Source organism: Leptospira inadai serovar Lyme str. 10 (assembly GCF_000243675.2).
Classification (GTDB): Bacteria; Spirochaetota; Leptospiria; order Leptospirales; family Leptospiraceae; genus Leptospira_B; species Leptospira_B inadai.
Genome location: NZ_AHMM02000025.1, coordinates 869,719 through 896,674, shown reverse-complemented (window position 1 = coordinate 896,674; position 26,956 = coordinate 869,719). Strand labels below are relative to the sequence as shown.

Sequence of the window (26,956 nt, the reverse complement as noted above, 5' to 3'; positions counted from 1 at the left end):
AAAAACTTTATTTTAAAAGAATGTCTCGAATCGAATAAAATCGGAAAAAAAAGATCTTTCGAGTAGATTTTTTAAGGAAAATGAGTCATATTACTGGGGCGCATTCTCCTAGCCGGAGGCTTTTCGTTTATGAGTGGATTCCGCTCTTTCAATTCCAAAAAACTTCATTCCCTTATTCTTATATTTACATTCGCTTTAACGGTCGTTAATAACTGCAAACCGTCTCCGAAAGAGAAAGTTCAAAAGGTGTTAGCCGAAAACAATCTCCAGGAAGTCGAAAAAATCAGAGGAGTTGCTTGGGCCTTGTTCGGCGACCGTTTAAAGGAAGTGGAAATCGTTCCGATTCAGAACTCGAGTCCCGCTAAATACGAGGTATATCTTGGATTCGGCGGGACTTCCGCGCTGACTTTCCTTGAGTCCGAGCAGTACGCGGCAAGAATGAAATTGGAATTAGCCTTGCAAAGTTACAGATTCCTTCAATGTTTAGAGGGTATCCCCTTCGGAAAATTTCGAATGAGCTTGATAAAACCCTTCTTCATTAAGAACGGGGACGAACGAGGTACGGAGGAATTCGAAATTTTTCGATTTCGGGCCGACGGAGACGATTTACGCAAAATTCCGGGCTTTAAGGAAACGGATTCTTTTGCCGCGGATCGTTACGATGCACCGAGTCCTCAAGTAATTACGATACTTTTCAAGATTGTCGAGAAATGGCATATTGAATTGGATCAATTCGCTCGAGTGGAAGTCAATTGACGAGTAATTTCATTCTCGCAGGGTAATTGGTAAAAATTCCGTCCGCTCCGGCGTCCAAGCCTTTCCTTAATTCTTCTTCGGTATTCAGAGTATAAACGAAAACGCTGAATCCTTGCTCTTGAATTTTTGATACGATCTCTTTTTGGGCCATACGAGACGATAAATTCAAACTAAACGCATTCAATCGAAACGCCAAATCCAAAGCTTCTTCCCAATGTGGGGTTTCCTCCCCGATTAAGATACCGAGTTTCGCGTCCGTCGATAACTCCCGTATTCTTACCAAAGAGTCCCAGCAAAAAGAGGAGAATAAAGTTTTATCCAGAGCTTTTTTATCCAGGGCAAATCGAATCAGGCTATCTTCGATAGGGCTTTCTTTCGGCGAAGGTTCATAGGCGCTTGTTTTAATTTCGATATTCAAACCCAATTCCGTACCTAGTACGAAATTCCAAACGTCCCAAATTTTAGGGACCGGCTCGCCGACAAATCGAATATCTTTCCATCCGCCTGCGTCTGCCTTACGGATCCGCTCGAAGGAAGCCTCTCGCACAGGACCGCGCATATTCGTAGTTCGATCCAAGGTATCGTCATGTATGACTACGACCTCGCGATCTGCAGTAAGAGTTACGTCTAATTCGATCCAATCGGCCCCGACTTCGACGGCTTTGCGAAAGGCCAACATCGTATTTTCGGGGTATTCACCGCTGAAGCCTCGATGCGCGATTACCCATGGGTGCGGAATTTCGAAAGGCTTTCCCATAAGATCAGAAGGCAAAGCCGATTACTAAATTTAACGCAAAATTAGCGCCGGGATGAGTGTAGCGATTCTGAAGCGCATAAGTTCTATATAATAGATCCCCGAGGGTCGCCTGATGATCCGAATAAAATAAATCGGATACTTGATAAGAGTTTTTGTACGGCAAATACCAGTTCCAAATTCCTTCCCAACCGAAAAAGATACCGTTCATCGCTTGGTATCGAAAACCTATTCCCAGACCTGCGTAGCTTTGCGGTCCCCAATTATAAGTGTCCTTTTCGTAACGATAGGTACCTCCGAGAGTTTCCCAATAAAGAACGGATTCCTGTTTTTTTCGGTGTTCCCGCCCCAAGTGAAGGGCTACAAAGAAAGGGGAGTCCAATACGTATCGCTGGATAAAGACCGAGCCTCCCCAATACTTAGTCTCGTTGTCGCTCAATCTGCCGTAAAAAGCGGTGGGTTGAAAGTATAATGAAGCGATAATATCGTTATCGAATCGGTTCACATTGGTATTCGTGTAACCCATCGCTCCGACGGCCCATTGGGGATTCAACAACCGGACGTATTGAAATGAAAAAAATCTATCAAATCCGAATCCACCGATTTGATTCTTAAATTTTTCACGAATCTCGACTTGTTCAGGGCCCCTAGATTTTTCCGCCGGCGGAGAGACGTTTACGGGGTTAGGCTTAACGGGTGATTCCTTCGTTTCGGAGTTTGAAGGAGGAGGATTTTCCGAAGGGATGATGGCATCTTCGGCCCACAGGGGAAAGAAAGGAAGCCCTAGGCAAATAAGAAGAACGATATATCTACATCGGAAACGTTTTCTTCGAAACTCGGGCATCCCGTTGAGAGACACCTAAATCAAAGAAATGTCAAGCAGGCGCGGGAACGAAAAAAAGGAATTCGCAGACTAGGTCGAATAAACCCGGCCTGCGACTTGGAACAATTAAACTGCGGGAGTTCCTTTCGTTTTTGCGGTACTTTTAATCGTATCGGCAACTTCGGCAAGTTTTGCTTTAACCGCTTCCAATTGACCTTCGGGAACGCGTTTTTTAATTTCTTCCGAGATTTGGTTATATTTCTCAACGATCTTTGCACGAGTTTCATCGTAGTTCTTACCTGCGACGGTGGAAACTTCCTTAATCTCGTTCAATAGTTTGTCGACGGATTCGCGAATTTTTACGGAAGCTTCAGAGTTATCAGCGGCGCCTTTTGCGACTAATTCGCCATAGGTCTTTTCTAACTCTACTTTCGCCTTTTCGACACCTTCTTGTCCTGATTTTAGCAGTCCGATTCCGGCGTTGAGAATATCCAACAATTGTTTTTCCATGATCTTTTTCTCCTTAGGGGAACTATTTAGTGCATTGCACAAACCACTTGTAATGCGCCGCACAAATTCGGTCAATCGGGAAATTGAAATTTTCCTTCGGGTTTCGATTTTTTTCGTTAGATGGAGGTATTTAGGATCGATTCAAGTGGATTCAGTTTCCGGGTAATGGAGGTCCATTTTGTCCATTTCCTCACGGATTAACTTGGCAATTAAATAATCACGATACCATTTCTTGTCTGCGGGAATAATTTTCCACGGATAGGAATCTTCGCAAAAACTCAGCACTTCCGCGTAGGCCTTCAAATGCTCGTCGTACAAGGAATGGGCCACCAAATCGCTCGGATCGAATTTCCATTTTTTTTGAGGATCCTCTAGACGTTTTTCGATTCGAAACGATTGTTCTTGCTTGGATATATGAAGGAAGAATTTGAGGATGAGCGTATTATTCTCCTCCGTTAAGAGTCTTTCGAATTCCGCGATATATTTTAGCCGCTTCTGAATTCGACTCGCGTTAATATCTTTTTTTACGAGAGGAACTATAACGTCTTCATAATGCGACCGATTGAAAACCTGAATCATGCCTTTGGCGGGCGTCGATTTATGAATCCTCCATAAAAAATCGTGGCCCTGTTCCTCCTGATTCGGAATTTTCCAACCGACACAGGTACAACCTAGAGGATTTAAAACCGTAAATAACTTTTTGACAGTCCCGTCTTTGCCCGACGTGTCCATCCCCTGAAGAACGATAAGAATCGCCTTCTCTTTGGAAGCGAAGAGCCTAGTTTGCAATTCTCCGATTCTATTTAGATGCCCGATTCGATCCTCTTCTGCTTTTTCCTTTTTTACGTCGTTAGGCGGTTCTGGGGAAATCTGCTTTAGATCGATCATTCAAAGTAACGTATGTATTTGTGGATCGGTGTCAAATCTAAGTTATGATCCGATAAGGGTATTTTACCAGCGGGCAATATGATCTTCCGCCCATCCTTGCCCACCCTTGATTCTGAATTCGTTTTTTCCTACTCGAAGGACTCCGTCAAAATTTCCGATCATTTGATGAACGGCTGACGAAATGATTCCTACGTTCGAAGTTGCTTTGCGATGAAATGTGGGAGTAAGGGTTAATTCTACCGCCTTACTATCTTTCGTATAGATGATCCAGGGTTTGTCGGGATCTTTTCGATCGAATTCGAAATTCACGTCCGAAGGTAATTTGTAGATTCTTCCGTTAATTAAAAGGGCGTTTTCCGTCGTGCCCGTTCCGTCCGTCCATCCCCCGCCTAGATTAATACCGTAGACCTCCTTTGGAGAAGGTCGATAGGACATCGATGCCCAATTCCATTTCGTCGAGTAAGGCCATACCCCTCTTCCAAAATCTAGAACTGCAAACGAATCTTCGCTCTTGAATACGTGGGACCTTCCACCGATTTCCACATCACCTTCCACGCTTAAACCGAAAAGTTTATGAGTAAATTGGAAACGATTTCGACTCCAAGGAACGACCACGTTCAAGGTTTCCCAACCCTGAGGAACGTCTACGCGCAAGTCTGCTCGAATCCGTTTGCGATTGGACCTACTAAAATCCACGAAAATGCGATAACTTCCGTATTCATCCACTTTGAAGGAAACCGTACCGGGCTTACCTTCGTACAAAGCGGTGTTCGCGACGGTCTGCCCGAGAGAACAACCTTGGCCGAACGGAGTCAAGATCGTACTTTCCTCGAACTCACCCGTTTTCCGATCTAACCAATAACAGAAAACCACGCCGGCATAATCCAGATCCGAAACGGTAAAGGACGCCAGAAAATCTTTATCGTAAAAACACCAGTAATTCCATTTTTTCTTTCGTAACCAGTGCCCGACGACATTGCATCGATGCAAGGGGATCTTTGACCATCCGACTGCGTTCAAGTTGAGTTTTCCACCTGAGCTGCACAGGACCGATTGTCGGTGAATTTCAGTTTCGAGATTCATGCTTTCGCCCAGACAATATTTTATGAAGGGGAATGCCCTCAATTCTTTTTAAGGGTCCTAGAAAAAACCGATTCGACCCTGGCGCTAAATCTCTCCTGCGATTCTTCCCAAAGTTCGGATTGCGGACACTACTTTGGGACCGAAGGAAATACCCGCATTGATTCTGAAATTACTTACGTATTTTCCCGATAGAGAAAATAAATTTCCGGGAACGAGACTGATCCGTTTTTTGGCTGCGCGAAGACGCAGCTCTCTAGAATCCTTTCCGTTCGGAAGTTCGATCCAAAGTAAAAAGCCTCCTTTTGGAATCGTCAAACGAGTACCTTTTGGAAAGTATTCCAAAAAAGCGTCCGCATAAGAAAAAATGGAATTTCCGATACTGCGCCTAAAATTTCTAAGATGTCTTTCGTAACCGAGAGAACCCAAGAAATCCGCCGCCGCGAGTTGGGGAAGACTAGGCAATGCGATCGACTCGACCATTCTTCTTTGAACCGCTCTTCCTATTATTTCTCGATCGGCGATCAGCCATCCCGTCCTTAAACCCGGACTGACGGTCTTGGATAGGGAAGAAACTTGCATGACGAACCCGTCTTCGTCCAACGATAAAAGCGACGGAGGTCGCGGTCCCGGAGAATGCAAAAGCTCGCCGTAAATATCATCCTCTAAAATTTTAATCCCGTATTTAGCGGAAAGCCGGAGAACTTCCTTTTTGGAATTCAGAGGCAAAAGGCTCCCGGTAGGATTTGAAAAAGTGGGTACGGTAACAAGTATCTTAGGCTGGGACGTTTTCAGTACGGATTCGTAAGAATCCAAGTCCATACCGTGGATTGGGTCGGTTGGAATTTCGATGGCCTTCAGTTTTAATATGCTCAAAATTTGATATAGTACGAAGTGCAAAGGAGATTCCACAACCACCTGATCTCCAGGCTTTGTTAACAAAGAAAGTGCGATAAACGCCGCTTCGGAACAACCGATCGTAATAAACACTTCCTCCGGAGAGATACGCCGTTCTTTTGTGGAAGATCTGGTTGCGATTTTTCTTCTTAGTTCCAAATCTCCCTGAACGTCGGAATAATTATGAAGAAAGGAATTTCGCATCGTTTTACGATAAGAACGTTCCAAGGAAGCAAAGGGAAGAAATTGAGAATCCGGTACAGCCGCGCCGAGAGATACGAATCTCGGATCCGCTAATTCCGCGAGAAGGGAGCTGACCTCTTCCGGAACCGTAGGACTCGAGATTCTGACTGGCTTATCCACTTTATAAACGGAAGCGGGTTCCGCCTTAGGAAGAATGAAATATCCCGACCTTTCTCTTCCTCTAATATATCCTCGTTCCTGAAGAATTCCGAAGGCCTCGACAGCCGTAGACAAATTGCATCTCTCGGATCGGCAAATTCTCCTCAAGGAAGGCAACTTAGTTCCGGGTAAAAATTCTCCCGCTTCGATTCTATGGATCAAAGACATTGCGATTTTCGTGTACTTTGTTCCTGATTTATCTGTATCGGTCATAAAATAATATTCTGTATCTGTATGGTTTTCTGTATTTAGTATATAAAATGATTCGATCCTATGGGCAAGTCATTTACGAAATCTCTTATAAACTCCGAAGGCTCCATTCGATCTTCGAGTCGAGTAGCGAGAACTCCCGAATCCGTGATAAGGGATATTCTAAAAGTGATTAACGATTCCGATATACTTTCTTTCGCAGGAGGACTACCGGATGATTCTCTCTTTCCCATCGAAGATTTTTCGGACGGTGCCGCCCTTGCGATCCGAGAAAGCGGCGCTAAACTTTTTCAATACTCGGAAACGCAAGGACATCCTAAACTTAGAGCTTGGATCGCGGAATCTTATTACCCGCAATCTAGCCCCGAGGAAATATTGCTGACTAACGGTTCCCAGCAAGCCCTAGATTTATTGGGAAGATTTTTTCTAGATGAGGGCGATTCTATTCTGATCGAAAGACCTAGTTATCTAGGTGCGATACAAACCTTTTCCTCCTACGGCCCTCGCTTCATCGGCCTCGATTATAAATCAGAAGGACCTGATCCGTCGGAATTAAAGGCGCAGATTTCCCGCAATCATAATCCGCCCAAGTTCTTTTATTGCATTCCGGATTTTCAGAACCCGACCGGCTTCTCTTATTCTTTACAAAATCGTAAAGCGATCGCTCGAATTTGCGAAGAGGCCGGGATCCCTGTCCTTGAAGACGTCGCTTATCGCGAATTGAATTACGAAAACGAAATCCCGATTTCCTTGCATATGCTTTGTCCCGAGAACACTTTCTCGATAGGTACATTCTCCAAAATACTTGCTCCGGGCCTGCGAGTGGGATGGATAAGGGCTCCTAAAGAGCTGATGCGAGAATTGATCGTACAAAAGCAGGCAATGGATCTACATTCTCCCTTGATTAATCAGGAAATAGTTTATCAATTCTTAATATCCGGTAATTTCCGAAATCATCTGATCGGCCTAAAAGAGAACTATTCACGAAAAGCGAAAATGGCCACGGAGATGTTTCTGAAAACTTTCGGCGGCGCGATACGATTGAAGCGACCTCTAGGAGGGTTATTTTTGTGGGTGGAATTTCTGGATAAGACGGATACGAATCTACTCTTCAAAACGGCCCTCGAAGAAGGCGTTGCCATCGTTCCCGGAGATACTTTTTTTACCGATGAGTCTTCCGGTAAGCAACTAAGATGGAATTTTTCCCGAGCCAATACCGAGGAAATGGAAATCGGAGCGAATCGATTATTCAAAGCCTGGAAACGTTTACATTCCATCCGAAAATAAAAAAGGGTTAACGAGAGAAAAAGAGTGAAAAAAATTCTCGGCGGGAAGAAATTCCCGCCGAATCGGGGAGGTTCAAACGGCTATATATCTTATGCGGTTTTTTTACTTGGAATACCGTTTTTTACGGTTTCCGTAACTTCGCTAAGTTTTGCTTTAATAGCGTCGACTTGTTCTTGAGGAACGAGTTTTTTGGCCTCTTCTACAAGTTGGTTGTATTTCTCGAGGACCTTAACACGGGTATCTTCGTAGCCTTTTCCGGCTGCTGTCGTAAGTTCCTTAGCTTCGTTAAGGAGTTTATCGACGAACTCGCGGACGCGAACGGAAGACTCTGAATTATCTGCTGCACCTTTTGCCGCCAATTCTTGGAAACTCTTGGTGAATTCTGCTTTAGCTTTTTCCAGTCCTTCTTGCCCGGTCTTTACAATACCGAGTCCTGCGTTAAGAACATCTAGAATTTGTTTTTCCATTTTACTCTCTCCTGGTCACACTGTTGTGCAACGCACAATCCAGGTTTAATGCGCCGCACAATCCGAGTCAACAGAAAAAAGAAAAAATTTTGGACGCAATACTCTTCCAATCTTCGTTAAGCGACGTCGTTATGGCAGCTTTTCCGGTCCTTTTCATCCAAGAATCGCAGATAGACGTCTTTTTCTATTCTGAGAATTATCAAATATTTTAAAGCGAAAGCTCGTGGTATGATGATCGGAATAAAATGGAGTCGTTTATGGATACAAATGAAAATAAGCTAGATCGTTTTCTTAGATCTTTCGTAGGAGTATTGGTTATCGGCTGGGGCTTGTATTCCCAGAGCTGGTTGGGCGCTTTCGGAATCATTCCTTTGACTACCGGAGTGGTGGGTTGGTGTCCCGCGTATGCGCTTTTTGGGTTCAGTACTTGCGAGTCGTCTGAATCCTAAAAATCGATTTTTTTAATAAACGAATATTTAATTGAGTGGCCGAACGAAGACCTTCGTATAGAAGAACGCTTTTCTTTGCGATCGCTAATTGTTCGTTTTTCTTTTCCTCCAGAGTCAAGTCCGTTTCATAACCCTCGGTGATCGAAAGAATCACTCTCTGAAGACTTGTTCCTAGAAATTCCGTGAGCCCTTTCTTCGATGCAACTAATTCGTCGACTCGAGCAATCTCCCGCAGAGAAGATCGGATCGAATCCCTTTCCCGTCCGCCCTCTTCAATCAGAGTATAAATTTTTCGAGATAGGTCCTCGCCTTTCCGAACTTCTTTCAGGAATTCATCTAGCTCGACGGAGATTTTTTTCAGATCCTCTAATAGGTCGATCGATCTCAGCAACGGTTTAGAATTTCTGATTCTTTTGATTGAATTTCGAACTTCCTGAACAAACTTCAGATCCACGGAATTTTGACCGAACCAATCCGAAAATCCTATAAAAGGAATGCTTTCGAGTCGAGCGCCCTCTCTGCTTAAATTTCTCCATGGGACCTCCTTCTTTCTTTCTTCGAACCATTTTTTAAATATGAGAAGTTTCTCGTTTGTTCTCAGATTTTCTCCAGTTTCGGATTCCACCCATTTTACGGGTAACGCGGTCATTTGTTTATGATTATGGAATTCCCTTCTGAACTTTCGTCTTTCCAAGAAATTCAATCTTTCCTCTAAAACGGCCCCCTTGCAATGGGCAATCGTACCGGGAAAGGAAAGGTCTTGTCCTAATAAAAGGATCGATCTAGCGCCCATTTTCTCCGCAAGGCTCGTCGCGTTCGTCGAGACGGATCCGCCAAAATCCAAACCGCCGATTCCTCCGTCTAAATTCGATTCGATTAATTTGATCCACGGAAAAGGAGAAGAGGTGAAGAATCCTCCCTTTACTACCGAAGGTAAACGTAAAGAATGATAAGAAGTTGTCGGATCGAAAACGAATGCGCAGTCACCGACGTACCCTTCCAGATATTTAGAATTGATGGATTGCGGATCGACGCTAAAAACCAAATCGGGATCGATACCCGCCTTTTGTAAAATCAATAATGCAGTATCAACCGCGATCAAAATGAATCTCTCTCGGAAACGTTTTAAGTCGGGTAAAGAATGAGAAAGAGAAGGTCCGGCTCCGCAAACTATTATATCAATTTTGGATCCGCAAAGCTCGAATAAGGATCGAATCGGATGTAAATGCAAAAGTTCGGGAAGATTCCGTAAAAAATTTCCGGTCCACACTTTTTCGAATCTGGTCAGGGTCGCAGTGTTTACGTCCTTCTTATGAAAATAAGTTTCCGCTAAAAAGCGAGGTTCCTGGTAAGCCGCGGCATTCCATTGTAGACTTCCTCTATGGGGAATAAAACTAACCGGCAATCCCGAAACACCTTTCAAACCGGTATATAGGGAAGTCTCGTCAAAGGGAGATAGTATGATTCGAAGTTTGTCGTTTTCCAGCTCGCTTGAATAATCATGGAGAGAGAACGCTAATTTGATCATACCAGGAAACGGCTCCATCCAAACACAAACAACCTTATCGAATCCCAAAGCGTACCGGATCGAATAACCGAGGCCGGAGCCGAAAAAAAGAAAAACTCGATCCTCGTCCCCCTTTTTAAGAGGATCCAGTTGGCGCATAACTTCCATAACCGGTTCTCTCGAACTATGCAACAAAGTGGTGCCGATTTTCAGGCTAGGTTCTCCGGACGGAGTTTGCACAAGTTCGGCCTCGATATTGGAGGAGCGGATTTCCCGGGCCATTTCGGGAGAAATTTTTCCCAAAGACTTTAAATTTTTATTAAGAAGATCCGAGCGAAGCTCTTTCATTGAAAGAATACATCGATCCTTTTTCCGTTTAAGGAAGTTCCGGAAGAAGGATCCTGTTCGTAACAAAATCCGCTTCCGTGTAGTTTAAACGGAACTCCCAAGGAAGAAAGTAATTCCACCACTTCTCTCTTACTTTTTCCGGTTAAATCGGGAACATGATCAAACTTTACAAATTGATTTTTCCGATCCAATTTCGGTAACCTGACATCGACCGTTCGCTCGCCTTGCTCGATAATCGGAATTATATTTTCTACGACTTCCTTGAATACCGGTGCGGCAAGTCCTCCTCCCGTGTGGCTAGAACCCCTGGGTTCATCGAAAAGAATCAAACCGACGATTTTAGGTTTTTCCGCAGGAAAGAAACCTAAAAATGATGCGGACCAGAGACCGTCTTGATAGCCCCTTCCGGAAACCGATTTCTGTCCCGTCCCGGTTTTTCCCGCGATCGAATATTCCTGTATATAAGCATTTTTTCCGGTTCCGTCTCTAACGACTTTTGTCATGGCTTTCAATAACCTTTCGGTGGAATACTCGCGAATCCCCACGGGTGCCTCTTCCGCCTTGAATTCATGCAAAACTTCGCCGTAAGAATCCGTAATATGGGAAACGACTCTAGGAGTTAAAAAACGGCCTCCGTTTACGACGGACGCGGCGGAAGCGACAAGCTGCACGGGAGTCACGGACATTCCTTGACCGATCGCCATGAACATAGGAGTCGTCGGTGTCCACTTGTTAAGCGTCGGAATGTAACCTACCGATTCGTTAGGTAGAAGGCCGGTCTTATCTCCGAACCGGAATCGCTTCATATATTCATAAAGTACTTCGTTTGGAATCCGAGACGATGCCTTGATAATCCCCGCATTGCAAGAGTATTGTAGTATCTCCTCCAAATTCACCTTCCCGTGAACCTGGGTGCATTTGATCCGGGTTTTCCCGTATTCCACATATCCCGGACAATCGAATTTTTCGTTAGGACGAATTAAATTTTCATTAAGCAATATGCTTGCCAAAAATATTTTCATCGTGGATCCGGGTTCGTAAACATGCCGAATCGCCCAATTCGTGTGAGAGATTTCCTCGAATGTCGCATAACGATTAGGGTCAAATGAAGGAAAACTCGCCATGGCTAGAATTTTGCCCGTATGGATCTCCATCAAAAGCCCGACAGCTCTCTTGGCCCCGGTTTCTTCGAATCGTTTTCCCAGAGCTTTTTCCAACTTAAACTGAATGAGCCCGTCCAAAGTCAAATGAACGTTTGCACCCCGATTCGGATCCGAGTCGGTCGGAGTCATTAGCTCTCGGTTATAATAATATTCCAGACCCGACAATGCCTTATCATCGTCCATCCCCGTAAACCCGACGAGGCTTGCCGCCAGGCTTCCATGCGGATAAACTCGCTTAAATTCCCTTTCTCTCCTAACCCCCGGAAGTGCCATCTCCATAATTCTAGTCGCGGTGGCATCGTCGATCTCGCGTTTCAAAAGAAAATATCTGCTTTTTTCCCGAATCAATCCCTCGATTCTTTCCGGTGAAAGATCAAGATAGGGGGAAAGCTGAATCGCGGTAAAATTCGGATCATAGATGTTCGCCGGATAGATCCCGATCGTCGAGGAATCGATCGAAAGTGCCAACTCGATCCCGCGGCGATCATAGATCGCGCCTCTTAAAATTCGTTCACCGTTCTTAAAGGCGATTTCCTTATCATTAAAGAAAATTAAATAACTAACCCTAACTGTTAGAATCGCGAATAATACGCAGAGAAAATAGAAGAGGATCGAAAATCTTTTGCGATTCGGATGCATATTTTTGTTACAAATTTAATTTCGTCGGATCGTTCTAACCGAAGGCTCGATCAGTTTAATTTTACTAGTACGATCGGCAAATTTCCATGTTCTTCAAGAAAGATTCCTGTGTTACAGGGGATCTTTCCTCTACTTCCGTAACTTTTCCAACATCTAGCAGCTACTGTCTTCAGTCTTCTGACCTCTGTCTTCTGCAGAGGACAGAACATTGACAAACGGAGATTCCATGTTCTGGAGAGAGATTCCTGTGTTATAAGGGGATCTCTTTCCTCTACTTCTGTAACTTTTCCAACATCTAGCGGCTACTGTCTTCAGTCTTCTGGCCTCTGCCTTCTGAAAGCGAACGTGTCTGTCTTCTGGCCTCTGTCTTCTGCATTCCGTCCTCTGCCCCTAGAAACTGAGTAAAACTTTTCCGCGTAATTTTTGAAAAGGAATTAATCCGTAATTTCGAGAGTCTGTGGAGAACTCGCGATTATCCCCGAGCACCAAAAAGTATCCCGGCGGGATCCGGCCGGAATCGCCGATGCCGATGTTTCCGGAAACGCTCACCACTGGAACGATCGAAAGAGAAGGAGCTTGCGTCTTAAAACCGGGCTTAACAAATGGTTCTTCCAACGAAGAATCGTTGATATGAATTCGTCCTTCCGAGAATCGAAAAAAATCTCCCGGGAGTCCGACGACTCTTTTTAAACTTAGCTCCGTTCCGACTCCGTCTAAAACAAGAACGTCGAACCGATCGACATTGGACTCGATCAAAGACCATGTCCAAGGACCGACCCGTGCAGGAAATCCCCATTTCTTTACGAGAATTAAATCCCCGTCTTTGAAACTCGGCATCATGGAATTTCCATTGATGAAGTAAAATTGAATGATAAAAATTCTTAGGTAAAGAACCGAGACGATGGCGAGAAACACGGGTAATGCTTTTTTAATCCAGAGGAGCATTGGAAATTTAGTCGATATGCCCGCTTTCGTTAAAAATAACATGTATTACCCTGACAGTCTAAAAGATGGGCTTCTATCCATTAGACGGATCTTCGATTTTCCTACAACGTGAAAATGATCCTGATTTAATGCTGGTATTCTGGTATTTTCCGTTTTAACGGATATCCGCTATGCAAGCGAGCAGAACCAAAAGATACAAAATCGAATTTGATGGACCGTTTGGCTCATTTCTTTTAACAGTTTAATAATATTTATGAAAGAAATCTTCTTGCCTCGTCTTATTTTTAGAGTCAAACTTAACCATGCCCGAAAATAGCGCAGTACAAGGATATATCGCTCGTTATCAAGCGGAGAGAGGAAAGGTAAAGGCCTTTCTTTCCAAATTCCCTTTCTATGGCGATATTCTTAAAAACCATCAATATTATGATGCCGATCGATTGGCAAGAAACGAACTTTCTAAAAGAATCGATTCCCTCAAAGAACCGCTTCGAAGAATCGAAGAAGGTTTCGTACGGGATAGAAGAATGGAACTAATCGGCTCGACCGAGATCTTACTTTCATTGATAGAAAGATTGAAGAATGAGATATCGGGTGCCGGCTACGGACTGAACGGTTTGGGAAGCGGTTTCAAAGCCAGCGAAGCCGAGTTGGAAGCTCTTGCAGAATGGGATTATTCCCTTTTACAGCATACGGAAGAATTGAATGCAAAGGCCAGCTCAAACGGCCTGAATGCAACGGACTCCGCCGAGACAATCAGGGATTGGGTCGCTAAGTTTCGATCGGAACTCGACCAATTTGACGAAGCTCTTAAAAAAAGAAGGGATGTATTTCTTAAGAAATAATTCCGTCGTTTTTTTAGTTTCCTCGAAATCCAATAAGAAATAATATCTTTCCAAGGAGTAAATATGGCATTAATAGACGTAATCAAGTACGAAGGAAATCCGGGCGAACTTGTTTGGAAATTTCCCCGAAACGATATCAGTACGTTCGGTCAGTTGATCGTAAACGAAAGCCAGGAGGTTATCTTCTTTAAAGAAGGCAAGGCCCTAGACGTATTCGGACCGGGAACCCATACGCTTAAAACCGGCAACGTTCCGATTTTGGAAAAATTAGTGAATCTTCCTTTTGGAGGACAGACTCCTTTTACCGCGGAAGTCGTTTACGTAAATAAGGCCCTAGTTCAGTTAAAGTGGGGCACGCCTGCACCCATCCAAGTGGAAGATCCGAAATACATGATCACTTTGGGCGTCAGAGCATTCGGAACTTATAATATTAAAGTGGTTGATTCCAAATCTTTCGCGACAACGGTCGTGGGAGCCAAGGGCGCTTATAGTACCGATCAAGTCGATAATCTTCTAAAACCGATGGTAATTACTCGGCTCAGCGATTTTCTAGCCGAAGTAGTTCTCAAAAGCGGAGAACCGATTACCCGATTAAGCCAACATTTGGATGAGGCTTCTTCTGCGGGGAAAACGAAGGTTCAACCCGACTTTGCAAAATATGGAATCGAAGTCGTAGATTTCCTTGTTCAATCCATTAACTTCGATCAAAACGATCCGAATTTCCAAAAAATCCAGAAAGTTCTTACCGATAAATTCGAAATCGAAACACTCGGCGGAATGTATCAGCAAAAGAGAATGCTCGATATCGGAGAGACTGCGGCAGGCAATCCGGGTGGTAATGCCGGAGAAGGTATGTCGGCAGGAATGGGACTAGGAATGGGAATGAATATGGCGAACATGATGGCGAATATGATGGGCCAAAATCAGAATAATAATGCCGCCGCCAACGGGCAAAACGATGCAACAGCAAGGCTTGCCAAACTCAAAACTATGCTCGATCAAGGGTTGATCACTCAGGAAGAATTTGATTCCAAAAAAAAGGACATCCTGAACTCTATCTAAAGTATGAGCTCTACCCTTACCCGGTATAAGGCGGAATTTCGTTGCATTAACGAATCCTGCGGAACCGCTTATGATTTGAATGATATCGTCTATGAATGCCGCAAATGCGGCAGTCTTTTACAGGTTTCGCACGATCTGGAAGCCTTAAAGGAAAAGTCCGGAAAGGATTGGAAGGATTTATTCGACTCCAGATTTCGCTCCGTAAAGTTTCCTAATAGTTCCGGGATTTGGAATAAGCGGGAATGGGTGCTTCCGCATGTGGAAGATAAGAATATAGTCAGCTCCGGTGAAGGTCTTTCCCATCTATTCTCGTCCGAGAGGTTGACCAAGGATCTAGGTCTGGGAGGATTTTGGATCAAGCAATGTGGGATCTCCCACACCGGTTCATTCAAGGATCTAGGAATGACCGCGCTCTTGAGTCAGGTTAAGCACATGCTGAGTAACGGAGTGAATATTCGTGCCGTTGCGTGTGCAAGCTCGGGCGATACTTCTGCCGCCCTTGCCTCTTATGCGGCCAAGGCCGGCATTCCTGCAATTATCTTCCTACCCGCGGGAAAAGTATCGCAAGCGCAACTGATCCAACCGGTTTCCAACGGAGCGAAAGTGATCGCATTGGAAACGGATTTTGACGGTTGTATGAAGATCGTGAAAGAAGTAACCAAGCAAGCGGGAATTTATCTCGCGAACTCCATGAATAGTTTACGGATCGAGGGGCAAAAAACGATCGCTCCGGAAATTGTTCAGCAATTGGAGTGGGAAGTTCCGGATTGGGTCATCATTCCCGGCGGGAATTTAGGAAACGTTTCCGCTCTCGGTGCCGGCTTCGAGATGGCAAAGAATCTAGAATTGATAAATAAATTGCCTCGAATCGTTCTGGCGCAGGCCGAACATGCAAATCCTCTCTATCTCTCCTATTTGACGAACTTTCAGAAATTTAATCCCGTGGAAGCAAAGCCAACGTTGGCATCCGCAATCCAAATCGGTAATCCGGTCTCGGTACAAAAGGCAATTAAAACCTTAAAAACGTTTAATGGAATCGTGGAGCAAGCCGGCGAAGCGGAACTTTCCGACGCCGCCGCTAGAACGGACTTGTACGGCCTCTATAATGATCCGCATACCGGAGTCGCAATCGCGGCTTTATACAAATTACTCTCCAAAGGTGTCATTCGAAAAGGGGAGAAAGTAGTGGTGATTTCGACGGCTCATGGCCTAAAATTTACCGAATTTAAACTTAAATTCCACGAAGGAAAAATCCCCGGCACGACTCCAAGTTTAGAGAACCGAATTCGGACTTGCAAACCGGAAGTCGGGAACGTGATGGATGAGATTGGTAAATTCCTACAACTAAAAGGCTGAAATTTCTCAGAGTTCTCCCTTTTTTAGCGTTACTTTTTCCTCGGGGATTATCGTTTTTTTCTCGAAAGCTTGGCCCGATAAATATAATCGATAATCCGAATGAATGAAGGAATCGAGGAGTTTTCCCAGGAATTCCTGTTCGAAATTGAAACGGCCGTAAGGAAAGAAGAGCCCGTCTCAATAATCACCTATGTCTTGAGCAATAATGGCGAAGCTAAGCTCAAACACCTAATTCACAGCATTTTAGCCAAGTATGGAAGAGAAGATCTGATCGAACTTCTTTTTACCTCCGCAAAGGAATTGATCGTCAATGCCACTAAAGCGGCGATTAAGCGGGTATTATTCCGTGAATTAGGCTTAGATATCGACGACCCGGAACTCTATGACCAAGGAATGACCTCCTTCAAAGAAAACCTAGTCAGTCGCAAGTTTCCGTATTATCGTCGCAAAATGAAGGAAAACGGCCTCTTTGTTAAAGTGACATTAAGTTTTAACAAAGATAGAATCATTCTTCTCGTTCAGAACAATTTCACTCTCGCAGTAAGAGAAGAAAAAAGGATCAGAGAGAAGTTCGTGCACTCTAAAGAATTTGACAATCTCTTCGAGTACTATATGAAGTACGGAGACACGACCGAAGGCGCCGGAATGGGTATCACTATGGTCGAGATTTTAGTAGCCCAAAGCGGTTTTGACCGGCATCTGTTTACTATTTACAGTCGCAAGTCGGAGAACCGCACAGTTGCTCGAGTCGAGATCCCCTTGAACGAGAATTACGTGCCGAGAAGACATCGATATCAAAAATGATAGCAAGAGAAAACCCGAAGTGTCATTGGATTGGGAAAAGTCTTAGTACTGCTTGGACTTAGGAAGTATGGAACAAAACTCGCAAACTAGTAAACTCCAGGAACAGGCAAATTTAATGAACCTGGCTTTTGAATCCGTTCTTACGGAAGAACAGGCCATCGAACTAATCCAAGGAAAATTAAAGGATGCATATCTTTTAAAACTTCGGATCGACGTTGAAAATAGGGCGGGCATCGTCGTAGGACTCATATCCAGATTTAAACACGAATTCATCGAATTATATTCTTTATTCTCAAACTCCTCTTTAATTCGTAAAATCAGAACGTTCGAAGATTTTGGACAGATAACTCATGACATGGCGGAAGCGGCAAGAGAAGAGGCCGCAGATCCGGGTTTGTCGGAACAGATCGGTCGAATTCTGCATACTAAATTAAATAAACAAATTTTAGAAAATTATTATCCTCTTTGGGATCGGAACGACACCGCAGCGCTTGTAAATCTTTTAGAGAATCAAATCAAGCTGGGCTTGAAGATCAGCATGGTGCGCGTGCAAGCCGACGTCGAATTCGTATCCAGTATTAGAAATCGGGGAAAAAACATTTTTGCGGGGATTCTCGCTCCGATTCTCAAACCGCCCGAGGAAGTAGAAGCCGGTACTCTATCTGCGGGAGATCTAGATCCCGAAAAAGCCGCAGTCCAGCGTCAAATCGAAGCGGTTCGAAAAGGATTCGGTCGAGTGGTAGCCGCAAAAACCATTCTTTCCCCGGTAAACGGAATCGATTTTGATGATATAGTAGAAGGCGATAAGATATTATTCCAACTTCCGAATAACGCTCCCGAAGAAAAAGCTTTAGCGAAAACCCTCGGCGCAATAGATCAAAACGGAAACCCGAAACCCGTTGTCGGTTCCTTCATAACGATCGCTTCGGGCAAAAACGAATATCATATTTTCGCAAAGGGTCCTGCAGGAGTGCTACTGCAGGCATTTGAAGAAAGTCCCGTTCGCTTGGCACGTCCAAAGACGACTGCTACCCCGAGACCTCCTGGTATGAGTAGCGGGAAATCGTCCGATTCCGGAAACGTGCTCAACTACCTTGTTATCGTAGGCGTTGTTCTTTTAGCGGGACTCTTGGCGTTTATTCTTCTAAAATAGATTTCACCGGTCCAAATCCCATCTCCGCGAAATGGCGGGATAGCTTCGTCGTTCGCTTACGTTCGCGCGCTATCCCTCTTGAGACGTTTACCTCTTGAAAAATTCGAAAGTAAGTTTCGTTAATTATATTTTTCTTTTACTCTTAACGATGGATTTCGATTTACATTTTACCTTGACGTCCCTCGATAAATCCTATAAAAATTAAATAAATTATTGAGGATCTTATGGCAGCTAAATTTGAAGTGTACACCGACAAAGGAGGCAAATATCGTTTTCGCCTTAAGGCGGGAAACGGTGAAATTATCGCCGCCAGCGAAGCATACGAATCGAAGCAGGCCTGTCTACACGGAATAGAATCCGTAAAAAACAACGCCGCCTCCGCTCAAGTCGTGGAAGTGGAATGAGACCGCCTTTCAAAACCTCCGTCAAGGCCGATGTTAAGTAAGATATATCTCGTCGAAGTTATTTCGTTAAATCTTTCGAGAGTTAGATTAATTTCCCGATTGAGAATCTCCGGAAATGAGGCAGGCGTCTTTGAATCGGAGAGTCCCATGCTGCGACCAGGACTATCGCCGACACCCTCCGCTAGGAAAGCATTTTTCGGTCCTCGGCATTACCCGACGACTAAATTTACCAATTTTCCCGGTACGTATATTTCCTTGCGGATTTGTTTTCCGTCTAAGAAAGGACGTATTTTTTCCAAAGACTTAGCGAGCTTCAATGCTTCTTGTTGGTCGATTTCTTTCGGAACTTTGAACTCGCCTCTAAGCTTCCCGTTGACCTGAACGACTATCAGAACTTCGTCGTCGACCAGGTATTTCGGATCGGCGACGGGAAAACTCTCGTAAGTCAAACTGTCTTTTTTTCCGCTAAGTGACCATAGTTCTTCGGCGATATGCGGAGCAAACGGAGCGACTAGTAGTAGGAAAATTTCCAAGACTTTACGAGGACGTCGTTCGCTTGGAGTGAATTCATTCACAAAGATCATTAATTGTGAAATGGCGGTATTGAAGGAAAAATTCTGAATATCATCGTCGATTTTCTTGATCGTTCTATTCAAAATGCGGAGCTCGTCTTCGTTCGGATCAATATCGTCTAAGCGAAATGATTCGTTCGGACCTGCATGGTACAATCTCCAAACTCGATTGAGAAACCGAAAGACTCCGTCCACACCCCGAGTGCTCCAGGGCTTGACCATTTCGAACGGCCCCATAAACATTTCGAATAGCCGCAAACTATCGGCACCGTAATTTTGAACGACTTCGTCGGGATTAATGACGTTGCCCAGCGATTTGGACATCTTGCGTCTGTCTTCTCCCAAGATCAGACCTTGGTGAACCAACTTCTTGAACGGCTCCGGCGTACTTACATATCCTAAATCGAAGAGAACTTTATGCCAAAACCTGGAATAGAGTAGATGGAGAACGGCGTGTTCCGCACCGCCGACGTAAAGATCCACCGGCATCCAATCTTTTTCCAATTCGGAATCCACGAATCCTTTCGAATTACTCGGATCGATGTATCTTAAATAATACCAGCAAGACCCAGCCCATTGCGGCATGGTATTCGTTTCCCGAACGCCGATTTCTCCGGTTTTAGGATCCTTGTATTTAAGCCAATCGCCTGCTAAAGCTAACGGAGATTCCCCAGTACCCGAAGGTTTAAATTCTTCTAAATTCGGAAGTTCTAATGGAAGTTCGGATTCATCGATCGGGCGAGTTACTCCGGAAGAATAATGTACGAGCGGAATCGGTTCTCCCCAATATCTTTGCCTTGCGAACAACCAATCTCTCAGCTTGAATTGCGTTTTACGTTTACCGACTCGATTCTTTTCCGCCCATTCGGAAGCTTTGGTAAATGCTTCCTTATATTCGGATCCGTTAAGATTCAATTCGCTTGAAGAAGAGTTAATACACTTGGATTCCTTTGAATCGAAGGCTGCTTGGGAAATCTCCCCTTCGATAACGGGAAGGATCTCCAGGCCGAATGCTTTTGCAAATTCGTAATCCCGCTGATCGTGAGCAGGAACGGCCATAATCGCACCCGTTCCGTATCCGTACAAAACATAGTCTCCGATCCAAATCGGAATTTTTTTGGAAGGATCGGCAGGGTTTAGAACATAGGCGCCGGTGAAGACGCCGGATTTTTCCTTCGAAAGTTCGGTTCTATCCAGATCGCTTTTAAGGGATGTGGATTTTTTATATTCCTGTACTTCTGCCCATTGATCCTGGGTTGAAATCAAATCTACTAGCGGGTGCTCCGGAGCCAAAGCCATGTAAGAGACTCCGAAAATCGTATCGGGTCGAGTGGTATAGACTCGAACTCCGTTATAACTAAAATCTTTTTGAGCCGAAAGCGTTTTTTCCAATTTTGATTTGGCGACTTCGAATCTCGATGCGGTGCTCGGATCGAAAGGAAACGTAAGCTCCAATCCTTCGCTTTTACCGATCCAATTTTTTTGCATTTCCAGAGTCGATTGAGGCCAAGAAACGAGACCTAGATCCTCTAACAAACGCTCGGCATACGCCGTAATTCGCATCATATATTGACGCATCGGTTTTCGAACTACTTCGTAGCCCTTCCCAACCCATTCCTCCACTTCCTCATTGGCGAGAACGGTTCCCAAACCGGGACACCAATTTACGGGGATCTCGGCCTGATAAACAAGACGAAACTTCGAGAGAATCGTTTCGCGCTCCGACTCGCTAAACCGGAGCCAATCCGAAGCGGTAAACGGTTCTAAATCGTCGAATCCCGAAGATCCATCCGTCGCAAACCGTTGCACTAACTCGCCGATCGGTCTTCCTTTTTTGGCGGAGAAATCATACCAGGTATCATAGAGTTTTAGAAAGATCCATTGGGTAAATTTATAGTATTTCGGATCGGTCGTGGATATTTCCCGATCCCAATCGTAAGAAAGCCCGATTAGTTTGATTTGGCGGCGAAAATTATCGATATTTTGCTTCGTTGTCTGTGCCGGGTGAATCCCGGTTTGCATTGCGTAGCGTTCCGCGGGCAATCCGAATGCGTCCCAACCCATAGGATGGAGGACTTCAAATCCCTTCATCCTCTTAAAACGGGAAACAATATCGGTGGCGGTATATCCTTCCGGATGCCCAACATGCAATCCCGCACCTGAGGGATAAGGAAACATGTCCAAGCAATAGAATTTCGGCTTAGAGGAACGAAGGTCTGTTTTGAAAGAAGAATTCTTCTCCCAGAAGGATTGCCACTTTGGTTCAATTTCCCTGAACGGATAGTCCATACCGAGAGATTTTTTACTCCGGTCCAGAATCCAATTCTTTTTTGAGAATATTCAGCCTAAGATAATCTTCTGATTGAACTCTACTGAATATTTCTTTAGAACTATCCATCAGGAAAAAGAGGAACCGGAATTAACTTTATCGGTCTGAAACGAAGAAAGCCGGTCGAAAACCGGCTTTCTAGTCGTTCTTCTTCGCCAAGGAGGCTAAGACGGGAATACAAGGTACTTTGTTTTGTACCACTTTTATTTACGAACGGAATCGATTACTTTAATTAATCTACGGAAAGTTAGATTGAGACAGTCACGACATAGATCGTATTGAAAGAGATGAGGAGTTAACTTACCGCATCCCTTACAAGACAGCTTCTTTTCATGAGCTCGATTAATTTCCGCATCCTGTTCGTTCAAATCCGTCACTGTTAATAATTGCATTTTGCTCCCAGAAAATTCCATCGAGGTTCTTTTTATTTACGGAGTGTCAATAAGTCGAGATCAGTTTCCTGTTTCAGAACCGACTCTCCGAAGGTCGAGAGTTACTTTATAAAATCGAGCGATTCTAGAGTCAAAAAAAATTAAGAAGAGCGATCGCGAAAATGCCGGTAAATTTTTCAAAAAAAAATCCAAGCTAGCTCTAGACTGGAATAGTTTTTCAAGTGGAAGTTTTTTGATGAAGAAATAAATTTCCATCAAGTGCCGAGTTTAGGTCAGTCAAAGTTTGAGGAAGGTATCACGTTGTTATCAATATCCAAGTTAAACAAATCCTACACGGTCGCGGGAGAAAAATTCCGCGTACTAGCGGATATAGAATTCGAAGTAAAAGAAGGAGAATTCGTCGCGATCGTCGGTCCTTCCGGCTCCGGCAAGTCGACTTTGCTAGCGATCGCGGCGGGATTAGATAAAGCCGATAGCGGAAACGTGATTTTAGACGGAGTATCGCTGATGGATAAGCAAGAAGATGAGCTCGCAAAAATCAGAGGCGAGAAAATAGGATTCGTATTCCAAAATTTTCAGTTGATCAAGACGTTAAACGCCTTGGAAAACGTATCCCTTCCTCTTGCTTTGACAACAAACCTTTTGGAGAAGGAAATTCGGGAACGGGCAAAATTTTGGTTATCGAAGGTCGGAATGGAGCAACGAGCTTATAATTTTCCGAGCCAACTATCGGGAGGAGAAGAACAGAGAGTCGCTATAGCTCGCTCATTCATACACGAACCGAAACTATTATTTGCGGACGAACCGACGGCAAATTTGGATAGAAAGAACGGAGATAGAATCATGTCTTTATTGAGAGAACTGAATAAAATCCGTAAATCCACGTTATTGGTCGTTACGCATGATCCTCAGGTGGCCGCATTAGCGGATCGAATTTTAGAAATGCGGGATGGGTCCGTAATAATAAATCCGAAGCGAGGCTCCAAGAAAAACCTATCCAGAGCTAAAAAGAAGACCACTTCCGGGAAAAAGAAATGAATCGTAATTTCTTTATTCGCGCAATGTTTCGGGAGATCGGATCCCGAAAAACCGCCTCTCTTCAGGTAATCTTAGCGGTGGCTCTGGGTACCGGAGCCGTTCTCGCCGTCCATTCCTACAGGGAGCAGCTTTCCAAAGCTATCTTGAACGAGGCCAAAAATATCCTAGGCGCGGACCTAATCGCGACCTCTAGTTCACCCCTTACGACCGAACAGAAGGCCTTTTTAGGTCGAATACTACCGAATGGGACAAAATCTTCCGAATTAGTCCAATTCCCATCCATGCTTCGAAATCCTGAAACCCAGGATTCGGCCCTATCGCTTATCAAGGCTATCAAAGGAGAATATCCGTATTTTGGCGATATCGTAACGTCTCCTCCCGGTCTTTACAGGAAATTGAATCCGGGCGAAGTGCTATTGGAAGAGAGCTTAATTAAAAATCTCAAATTGAAAGTCGGGGACTCGGTACAATTAGGAGAATCATTACTCCGGCTCAAAGGACAGATTATAAAGGAACCGGGACTCGCGGGAAGTTTCATGTCGATGGCGCCGAGCTGCATCATCCATAAGAACTCTCTGGAAGCGACCGGCCTGGAACAAAGAGGATCACGCATCAGCTATCAGAACCCTATATTGCTTCCGAGGCTATCGGATGCATCCGTATTCAAAAAATCTAATTTTAAGGAATTTGCCAAGAACGATCTCATTCTTTACGAAAGTACCGAGGCGAATTCGGGATCTCAAAAATTTTTAGCGAATACCTTGGATTTCTTTTCATTACTTGCCCTCTGCGCGTTTTTTTTAGGAGGAATTTCGATTCTGCTCTCCAGTCGTGCGGGAATCCGAACGAAGGCGAATGCTTTAGCGATCTACAAGTGCCTAGGAGCGAGTCCCAATTTAGTCGTCACTCTCGTTCTCGGGGAGCTATTACTGTTATCCACGATCGGAGCGATTTTAGGATTTGTTTTGGGAATATTCGTGCAATATCAAATCCCGAATCTTGCTTCCAAAGAATTTCTATTCCAACCTGAATTGATTCCGAGTGTCAAAACTCTATCCTGGGGATTCGTTTTAGCTTGGATTGTCCCGTTAGCTTCCGCTTGGGATTCCTTGGCAAAAACGAGAACGCTAAGTCCCTTGTATGCGCTTCGCGCCGATTTTGCGGATGAACTGGATTCGATTCCGAAATTCGAAATGCGACAGGTGATTTCTTTCGTTACCGTATATCTTGTTTTTTTCGGCCTAGCCTGGTGGGAAACCGGAGATTGGATCAAAGGAATTCTTCTCTGTAGCTTGCTATTGTTTCTACCGTTACTAATTTATGCGGGAACTTTATTTATCCGAAAAGTATTAACGTTTGCATTGAATCGATTCGAATTCGGTCCGAGCGCTCGTATGGCATTACGAAAACTAGATAGACCTCGAACCGGATTATCTTGGGTTTCCGTCGGGCTGGGCTCGTCCTTATTCGTACTTTTGCTGAGTTTATTTGTAAGCGATAGTCTTCTTGAATATAGCGGAGCAAAAGACAAGGAAAGAAGACCTAATATGTTCGTTTTAGACATCCGGCCGGAGCAACTAGATTTCTTTTTACAATCGGCTTCGAATCATCGGGCGGATAAGTTGATTACTTCCCCCGTTATCGGAGCCCGGCTCGCTCGAATCAATGGAGAAGCGATCAAAAAGGAGGAGTTGGAAGAATCGGCTCTTCGAAGAGATTGGAGATCGACTGCAAGAACCAGGGAATACTTTTTATCTTATCGCGAAACTCCGTATCCGACCGAGAAAGTTTCGGACGGCGATTTTTGGAGAAAGGGAGAAGAGGATCAAATCTCCGTGGAAAAAGAATTTTCCAAAAACCTGAAAGTCGAATTAGGAGACAAACTCACTTTTTCGATAGGTGGCGTAGAAGTCACCGGAATCATACGTAATTTTAGGGCCGTCAATTGGTCGGATATGCGACCGAACTTCGTCGTTATTTTTTCGAAAGGAATTTTGGAAAAGGCTCCTAAGTTTTTTCTGAGTTCGTTCCGAATCGAGTCTCCCGAAGAAAGATATAGCCTCCAAAAGGAATTATTAAGTGAATTCCCGAACCTTACCGTTATCGATACTGAAAAAGCTGTTCAATCTTTCCTCGGTATTCTTGAGAAAATATCGTTTGCGATTCGATGGATGACCGGACTGATCGTTGTTTCTTCGCTATTATTGATTTTAGCGTCCTTGGAACTAAGTAGGAAAGAACGATTGGAAGAAACCTCTCTTTTGCGAATCCTTGGCGGAACGAAAGCCTTTTTAGGAAAATATTTTTTAGGGGAGGCTCTTGTACTTTCGCATGCGGCGTTTGTACTGGCATTCGGATTGGTCTGGATAGCCTCGTCTTTACTTTCCAATTTTATTTTCGAAATAGAGAGCACCGTCCCCTGGTTGGAGGTCGCGATAACTTATTTCGCCACTAATCTTTCCGTAGTAGCCATGTATTTTACCACACTTCGAGGAGAATGGGATCGCAGCCCGACTTTATATCTCAAAGAAGTATAACAGAGGACAGAACCTTGGTGAGCGGAGTTTCCATGTTCTAGAGAAAGATTTCTGCGTTACAAGGGGATTTTCTGAGCCCTCTGTAATTTTTCTAACTTCGAGCAGTTTCTGTCTAGCGTGAGCAAAGCGAACGCGTCTGTCCTCAGTCTTCAGTCTTCTGCGCAGGACAGAACCTTGATGAGCGGAGTTTCCATGTTCTAGAGAAAGATTTCTGCGTTACAAGGGGATTTTCTGAGCCCTCTGTAATTTTTCTAACTTCGAGCAGTTTCTGTCTAGCGTGAGCAAAGCGAACGCGTCTGTCCTCAGTCTTCAGTCTTCTGCGCAGGACAGAACCTTGATGAGCCGAGTTTCCATGTTCTAGAGAAGGATTCGGGGTGTCGGTGGATTTTTTCCTCTACCCCTGCCGCCTTTCCATCTTCGTGCAACTCAGTCCCCTATCTTCTGCCTTCCGTCCTCTGGTACACACACCTTCGAGTTAGAAGCGGTCGGACAGGAAGCAATTCCGGCTACCTTGCATCCTTTGTTTTCGCATTTCTTGCGCGTGTCAAAGGATTCCGGTCCGGAGAATCTACAATAGTCCCGACAGGAGTCGGCACTCCCGACTGCGCATAAGTAGCACCCATCCGCAGAAATCGGCAACACGAAGAATAGGTTTGAAAACAAAGAGAATAAGAAAGGTATAGCAAACTTAACTTTCAAATCGGATTTCCTATTGGATTAATCGGATTAAGATATTGAATCGAAACGATTTGTCAAGTTTTGGCCTTGCCCTCTTTCGAATCATTTCTTCTTTTCCGCAATTTTATCCTCCAAAAACTCAGCAAAATCGATTTGCCCGCTGATAAATCGGAGGTTATACCGACTTTCATATAAAAGGAGCGCACTCGCTATGAATAAAAATACTCCGCCTAAAAGTGCAGCTACGGTTGCGATCCATACTAATTCGGAACGAATCGCCATGATGATTCCAAGACTTACACTTGCAGTAACGAAAAGAGAAGTTGCCATATACAACGAGGCCATCGAACGTTGAATCAATCCCGCTCTTTTTCTTTGGATTTTTAGCTGCGATTTTAAATATTCCAATCGTTCCGTAGGGTAGGATGATTTTCCTTCCACGAGAGATTCGATTTCTGATTTTAACAGATTGACTCGATCGAAAATTCTTCCCAGACGATTTGCCGTCGAAAAAATTAAACTAGCGCTTGCGGAAATTAAAACGGCCGGCGTAATCATTCCGGCGAGGATCTCCAAACCGGGTAAAGATGGAAACATGCCTATCAATTCACGTTAGCGGTTCGGTTTGTCCACCCTAATCCCGACTTTAAATTCCGTCTAAATA

25 protein-coding genes are annotated in these 26,956 nt (G+C 44.3%); 11 read left to right on the top strand and 14 right to left on the bottom strand.

All coding sequences use genetic code 11. The annotated features are described in order from the left end of the window. Positions 1–129: 129 nt before the first annotated feature. Positions 130–756, top strand: a complete 627-nt coding sequence (locus LEP1GSC047_RS19950) for a hypothetical protein (protein ID WP_010415578.1) — start codon at positions 130–132, stop codon at positions 754–756. On the opposite strand, the gene LEP1GSC047_RS19945 is transcribed toward LEP1GSC047_RS19950, so the two are convergent. The 6 genes from LEP1GSC047_RS19945 to LEP1GSC047_RS19920 all read right to left on the bottom strand — a co-directional run bounded on the left by LEP1GSC047_RS19945 (position 749) and on the right by LEP1GSC047_RS19920 (position 6,323). Beyond that, positions 749–1,513 (bottom strand): glycerophosphodiester phosphodiesterase family protein, encoded by a 765-nt coding sequence (locus tag LEP1GSC047_RS19945; RefSeq protein WP_010415580.1) that lies wholly within the window; start codon positions 1,511–1,513, stop codon positions 749–751. The genes LEP1GSC047_RS19950 and LEP1GSC047_RS19945 overlap by 8 nt on opposite strands. A 4-nt stretch (positions 1,514–1,517) precedes the next feature. Continuing rightward, entirely contained in the window at positions 1,518–2,354 is an 837-nt protein-coding gene (locus LEP1GSC047_RS19940) for a hypothetical protein (RefSeq protein WP_010415583.1), read from the bottom strand. 105 nt (positions 2,355–2,459) lie between these two features. Then, complete coding sequence (locus tag LEP1GSC047_RS19935; protein ID WP_010415584.1) at positions 2,460–2,843, bottom strand: phasin-related domain-containing protein; 384 nt, start codon at positions 2,841–2,843, stop codon at positions 2,460–2,462. Between the two features lie 141 nt (positions 2,844–2,984). Beyond that, positions 2,985–3,731, bottom strand: a complete 747-nt coding sequence (locus tag LEP1GSC047_RS19930; RefSeq protein WP_010415586.1) for a PPK2 family polyphosphate kinase — start codon at positions 3,729–3,731, stop codon at positions 2,985–2,987. Between the two features lie 63 nt (positions 3,732–3,794). Beyond that, positions 3,795–4,814 carry a DUF2804 domain-containing protein gene (locus tag LEP1GSC047_RS19925; protein WP_039935601.1) on the bottom strand — a complete coding sequence of 340 codons (1,020 nt, stop codon included), beginning with the start codon at positions 4,812–4,814 and terminating at the stop codon, positions 3,795–3,797. Positions 4,815–4,898: 84 nt separating this feature from the next. Continuing rightward, positions 4,899–6,323, bottom strand: coding sequence for an aminotransferase-like domain-containing protein (locus LEP1GSC047_RS19920; protein ID WP_020989096.1), 1,425 nt, complete (start codon positions 6,321–6,323; stop codon positions 4,899–4,901). A 60-nt stretch (positions 6,324–6,383) separates the two neighbouring features. On the opposite strand from LEP1GSC047_RS19920, the gene LEP1GSC047_RS19915 reads away from it, so the two are divergent. Beyond that, on the top strand, positions 6,384–7,607 hold the full coding sequence (locus tag LEP1GSC047_RS19915; protein WP_010415592.1) for an aminotransferase-like domain-containing protein: 1,224 nt from the start codon (positions 6,384–6,386) through the stop codon (positions 7,605–7,607). Between the two features lie 89 nt (positions 7,608–7,696). Here the strand turns inward: LEP1GSC047_RS19915 and LEP1GSC047_RS19910 are convergent, their stop codons facing one another. Beyond that, the gene (locus tag LEP1GSC047_RS19910; RefSeq protein WP_010415594.1) at positions 7,697–8,074 is read right to left on the bottom strand and encodes a phasin-related domain-containing protein; all 378 of its coding nucleotides are present in this window, start codon (positions 8,072–8,074) and stop codon (positions 7,697–7,699) included. A gap of 257 nt (positions 8,075–8,331) precedes the next feature. On the opposite strand from LEP1GSC047_RS19910, the gene LEP1GSC047_RS21480 reads away from it, so the two are divergent. After that, entirely contained in the window at positions 8,332–8,523 is a 192-nt protein-coding gene (locus LEP1GSC047_RS21480; protein WP_010415596.1) for a YgaP family membrane protein, read from the top strand. Here the strand turns inward: LEP1GSC047_RS21480 and LEP1GSC047_RS19905 are convergent. The 3 genes from LEP1GSC047_RS19905 to lepB form a co-directional block, all read right to left on the bottom strand. Beyond that, positions 8,495–10,378, bottom strand: a complete 1,884-nt coding sequence (locus LEP1GSC047_RS19905; RefSeq protein ID WP_010415598.1) for a motility associated factor glycosyltransferase family protein — start codon at positions 10,376–10,378, stop codon at positions 8,495–8,497. The two genes, LEP1GSC047_RS21480 and LEP1GSC047_RS19905, sit on opposite strands and share 29 nt — an antisense overlap. Beyond that, positions 10,375–12,180, bottom strand: a complete 1,806-nt coding sequence (locus tag LEP1GSC047_RS19900) for a penicillin-binding protein (protein ID WP_010415601.1) — start codon at positions 12,178–12,180, stop codon at positions 10,375–10,377. Before LEP1GSC047_RS19900 ends, LEP1GSC047_RS19905 begins: the two co-directional genes overlap by 4 nt. A gap of 390 nt (positions 12,181–12,570) precedes the next feature. Next, on the bottom strand, positions 12,571–13,167 hold the full coding sequence (gene lepB, locus LEP1GSC047_RS19895; protein ID WP_010415602.1) for a signal peptidase I: 597 nt from the start codon (positions 13,165–13,167) through the stop codon (positions 12,571–12,573). A 260-nt stretch (positions 13,168–13,427) separates the two neighbouring features. Between lepB and LEP1GSC047_RS19890 the strand changes: the two genes are divergently transcribed. The 6 genes from LEP1GSC047_RS19890 (at position 13,428) to LEP1GSC047_RS19865 (ending at position 18,746) form a co-directional block, all read left to right on the top strand. After that, positions 13,428–13,967, top strand: coding sequence for an LIMLP_15305 family protein (locus tag LEP1GSC047_RS19890; protein ID WP_010415604.1), 540 nt, complete (start codon positions 13,428–13,430; stop codon positions 13,965–13,967). A 63-nt stretch (positions 13,968–14,030) separates the two neighbouring features. Then, positions 14,031–15,029: an SPFH domain-containing protein gene (locus LEP1GSC047_RS19885; RefSeq protein WP_010415606.1), complete on the top strand. Its 999-nt coding sequence runs from the start codon at positions 14,031–14,033 to the stop codon at positions 15,027–15,029. 3 nt (positions 15,030–15,032) lie between these two features. Continuing rightward, the gene (gene thrC, locus LEP1GSC047_RS19880) at positions 15,033–16,385 is read left to right on the top strand and encodes a threonine synthase (protein WP_010415608.1); all 1,353 of its coding nucleotides are present in this window, start codon (positions 15,033–15,035) and stop codon (positions 16,383–16,385) included. A 99-nt stretch (positions 16,386–16,484) separates the two neighbouring features. Further along, entirely contained in the window at positions 16,485–17,189 is a 705-nt protein-coding gene (locus tag LEP1GSC047_RS19875) for a hypothetical protein (RefSeq protein WP_010415610.1), read from the top strand. A gap of 67 nt (positions 17,190–17,256) precedes the next feature. Further along, a complete protein-coding gene (locus LEP1GSC047_RS19870) occupies positions 17,257–18,342 on the top strand; it encodes an LIC10486 family protein (RefSeq protein WP_010415613.1) in 1,086 nt (361 codons plus the stop codon). Between the two features lie 224 nt (positions 18,343–18,566). Next, positions 18,567–18,746, top strand: a complete 180-nt coding sequence (locus tag LEP1GSC047_RS19865; protein ID WP_010415616.1) for a YegP family protein — start codon at positions 18,567–18,569, stop codon at positions 18,744–18,746. 209 nt (positions 18,747–18,955) lie between these two features. Here the strand turns inward: LEP1GSC047_RS19865 and leuS are convergent, their stop codons facing one another. Beyond that, positions 18,956–21,607, bottom strand: coding sequence for a leucine--tRNA ligase (gene leuS / locus LEP1GSC047_RS19860; protein ID WP_010415619.1), 2,652 nt, complete (start codon positions 21,605–21,607; stop codon positions 18,956–18,958). Positions 21,608–21,850: 243 nt separating this feature from the next. After that, entirely contained in the window at positions 21,851–22,039 is a 189-nt protein-coding gene (locus LEP1GSC047_RS19855) for a hypothetical protein (protein ID WP_020989147.1), read from the bottom strand. 300 nt (positions 22,040–22,339) lie between these two features. Between LEP1GSC047_RS19855 and LEP1GSC047_RS19845 the strand changes: the two genes are divergently transcribed. Both LEP1GSC047_RS19845 and LEP1GSC047_RS19840 read left to right on the top strand, forming a co-directional pair. Beyond that, positions 22,340–23,077 (top strand): ABC transporter ATP-binding protein, encoded by a 738-nt coding sequence (locus tag LEP1GSC047_RS19845; RefSeq protein WP_010415625.1) that lies wholly within the window; start codon positions 22,340–22,342, stop codon positions 23,075–23,077. Beyond that, positions 23,074–25,614: an ABC transporter permease gene (locus LEP1GSC047_RS19840; RefSeq protein WP_010415626.1), complete on the top strand. Its 2,541-nt coding sequence runs from the start codon at positions 23,074–23,076 to the stop codon at positions 25,612–25,614. Before LEP1GSC047_RS19845 ends, LEP1GSC047_RS19840 begins: the two co-directional genes overlap by 4 nt. A gap of 426 nt (positions 25,615–26,040) precedes the next feature. Here LEP1GSC047_RS19840 and LEP1GSC047_RS21960 read toward each other — a convergent pair whose 3' ends face one another. After that, entirely contained in the window at positions 26,041–26,295 is a 255-nt protein-coding gene (locus LEP1GSC047_RS21960) for a hypothetical protein (protein WP_373364544.1), read from the bottom strand. Between the two features lie 99 nt (positions 26,296–26,394). Next, complete coding sequence (locus LEP1GSC047_RS19835; protein ID WP_010415629.1) at positions 26,395–26,889, bottom strand: DUF2721 domain-containing protein; 495 nt, start codon at positions 26,887–26,889, stop codon at positions 26,395–26,397. Between the last annotated feature and the right edge of the window lie 67 nt (positions 26,890–26,956).